2 protein-coding genes and 1 pseudogene are annotated in these 3,169 nt (G+C 73.2%); 1 reads left to right on the top strand and 2 read right to left on the bottom strand.

The window, feature by feature from the left end; genetic code table 11:
* Window positions 1-230: pseudogene (locus IY392_RS15910) on the bottom strand (hypothetical protein); the annotation flags it as partial.
* Between the two features lie 89 nt (window positions 231-319).
* Window positions 320-523, bottom strand: a complete 204-nt coding sequence (locus IY392_RS15905) for a cold-shock protein (RefSeq protein ID WP_107755639.1) — start codon at window positions 521-523, stop codon at window positions 320-322.
* 223 nt (window positions 524-746) lie between these two features.
* Here IY392_RS15905 and IY392_RS15900 point away from each other — a divergent pair, with 223 nt between their 5' ends.
* Complete coding sequence (locus tag IY392_RS15900; protein ID WP_194861737.1) at window positions 747-3,083, top strand: DEAD/DEAH box helicase; 2,337 nt, start codon at window positions 747-749, stop codon at window positions 3,081-3,083.
* Window positions 3,084-3,169 lie beyond the last annotated feature (86 nt).

Below are 3,169 nucleotides of genomic sequence, written 5' to 3'. Positions count from 1 at the left end.
GTCGACACGGTGCACCGGCCGTCCGGGCCCGCCGCCGAGCGGACGGGGTCGAGTCCGGCCTCCGTGAGTAGGGCGACGAGGGCGTCCGCACGCCACGCGGCGTCGAGGGCCACGGAGACCTGGGCGAGGGCCCCCGCGAGCGTGGACTGGCCACGGGCGGCGAGCGCGCCCTCGAGGTCGTTCGGCTCGGGGACGTGCTCGTCGGCGGCGAAGAACGACAACTGCGTCACGGGCCCGAGCCTACGGCCGGCCCCCGACACGCGACGAGGCCCCCGACGCGCGTGCGTCGGGGGCCTCGTCGATCACGGACGGTGGCGCCTCAGATGGCGCGGACCTCCTGGGCCTGCGGGCCCTTCTGGCCCTCGCCGAGCTCGAACTCGACGCGCTGGTTCTCCTCGAGCGACTTGAAGCCCGTGCCCTCGATGGAGGAGTAGTGGACGAAGAGGTCGGCGGAACCGTCCTCCGGGGCGATGAACCCGTAGCCCTTCTCCGCGTTGAACCACTTGACGGTGCCCTGTGCCATGGTGATGCGTTCCTTTTCCGTACTGCCTGGTGTGCGTACTGCCTGGTTGTTGTACTGAGTGGAGCGACCCCCGGGATGTCCACGTGGGTCGGGTCACCAATCCGTCCACGAAGTGCCCGCGAGCGGGACCGACGACCGCGACAAGTACACCACGAGACCCGGCGCTGGTGAACTGGTCGCCGCCGGGTCCTCACCCGACCGGGTCGCCCTCTACCGTCGAGGGGTGACGACGTACGGACGCGAACTCCTGGGCCACCTGCTCGAGCACCTGCCGGCCGGGCCGTCACCCGTCACCCACACCGTCGACCTGCCCGCCCGCGAGGCCCGATATGCGGACTGGCCGGCGTGGGCCCACCCGGGGTTGGTCGACGAGCTGCGCGGTCGGGGTGTCGACCGGCCCTGGGCCCACCAGGTGGCCACCGCCGAACACGCGCACGCGGGCCGGAACGTCGTGGTGGCCACCGGCACCGCGTCCGGCAAGTCGCTCGGCTATCAGCTGCCCGCGCTCAGCGCGCTCGCCGCGGACCGGGGGTCCTGCGTGCTGTACCTGTCCCCCACCAAGGCCCTGGGCCAGGACCAGCTGTCGTCGGTCGTGTCGCTGGTGGACGCCGTGCCAGGACTCGCCCACGTGACCCCCGCGTCCTACGACGGGGACACCCCGACCGACGCCCGACCGTGGATCCGCGAGAACTCCCGCTGGATCGTCACCAACCCGGACATGCTCCACCTGTCGGTCCTCGGCCGTTCCCGACAGTGGACGCGCGTCCTGCGGGGGCTCCGCTTCGTCGTGGTCGACGAATGTCACTCCTACCGGGGCGTGTTCGGGTCCAACGTCGCCCTGATCCTGCGGCGGCTCGATCGGCTCGCCCGGGCCCTGGGGGCCGACCCGACCTTCATCCTGGCCTCCGCCACCACCTCGGACGCCGGCCCGGCCGCCAGCACTCTCGTCGGCCGCCCCTGCGTCGAGGTGACCGACGACGCCTCACCCCAGGGGGGCCGGACCGTCGCACTGTGGGAGCCTCCGCTCATGGACGGGCTCTCCGGGGAGAACGGGGCCCCCGTGCGGCGGCCGGCGCCCGTCGAGGCGTCCACCCTCATGGCCGGACTGGTGGCCGAGGGCGCGCGGACCCTGACCTTCGTCCGCTCCCGGGCGGGCGCCGAGGCCACGGCGCTGCGGGCGCGAGAACGTCTGGTCTCCGACCACGGTGAGCGGGGTCGGGAGCTGGCCGGGCGGATCGCCGCGTATCGCGCCGGGTACCTGGCCGAGGACCGACGACGACTCGAGCGCGGTCTGGCCGAGGGGGACCTGGTGGGTGTGGCCTCGACCTCCGCGCTCGAACTGGGGGTGGACATCTCCGGACTCGACGCCGTGGTGAGCGCCGGGTTCCCGGGGACCATCGCCTCCTTCTGGCAGCAGGCGGGCCGGGCCGGCCGACGCGGGCAGGGCGCGCTTGTGGTCCTGGTGGCCCGCGACGACCCGCTGGACACCTATCTCGTCCACCATCCCGAGGCTCTGCTGGGCAGGCCGGTGGAGGCCACCGTCACCGACCCCCGCAACCCGGTCCTGCTGGCCGGGCAGCTCCGGTGCGCGGTGAGCGAGAGACCCATGACGCACGAGGAGGCCCGCGCGTGGGGCGCCACCGGGGTCCTGGAGGAGCTGGCCGCGAGTGGACTGGTCCGACGTCGGCCCGCCGGGTGGTACCCCGCAGCGGACGACCACACCCCGCACACGGAGGTCGACATCCGCGGGACCGGCGGGGCCGAGGTGGTGATCGTCGACGCCGTAGACGGCCGGATGCTCGGGACCATCGACTCGGTCCGGGCCCGGTCGCAGGTCCATCCGGGGGCGCTGTACCTGCACCAGGGTGAGTCATTCGTGGTGGACGAGTTGAACCTGGACGACGGGCTCGCGCTGTGCCGGCCGGAGGAACCCGAGTGGACCACCTCGGCCCGGGAGCAGGTGTCGATCGACCTGATCGAGACGCTGGAATCGGTCTCCGCCGGCCCGGTGACGCTGTCGTACGCCGATGTCGAGGTGACCGCCCGCGTGACCGGCTACCAGCGGCGCCTGCGCGGCGGGGAGATCCTCGACGTGACGCCGCTGGACCTGCCCGAGACCGTCCTGGCCACCCGGGCGGTGGTCTACACCCTGACCCCGCAACTACTGCGGGTAGCGGGACTGGAGGAGGCCGACTGGCCGGGCGCGCTGCACGCCGCCGAGCACGCGGCCATCGGCCTGCTCCCTCTCGTCGCCACCTGCGACCGCTGGGACATCGGCGGCGTCTCCACGGCCCTGCACCCCGACACGGGCCTGCCGACGGTGTTCGTCTACGACGGCTACGCGGGCGGCGCGGGCTTCGCCGAACGCGGCTACCGGCGCGCCGCTTCGTGGCTCCGGGCGACCTTGGACGCCATCCGCTCGTGCGAGTGCGAGACCGGCTGCCCCTCCTGCATCCAGTCCCCCAAGTGCGGGAACGGTAACGACCCGCTCTCCAAACCCGGCGCGATCGCGCTGTTGACGGAGGTCGTGGGGCAGCTGGCGGAGGCCGTAGGCTCATAGCGGCCCCGCGCGGGCCACCGCCGACGCCGCCCACACTCCCAACACCCCGAGTTCGACGCGGGCCTCGGCCCGGACCACCACGTCAT

The sequence above is a fragment of the Dietzia sp. SYD-A1 genome, assembly GCF_015356725.1.
Lineage (GTDB): Bacteria > Actinomycetota > Actinomycetes > Mycobacteriales > Mycobacteriaceae > Dietzia.
The sequence above is the reverse complement of the archived record's forward strand: the minus strand, read 5'-3'. Positions and strand labels throughout refer to the sequence as shown.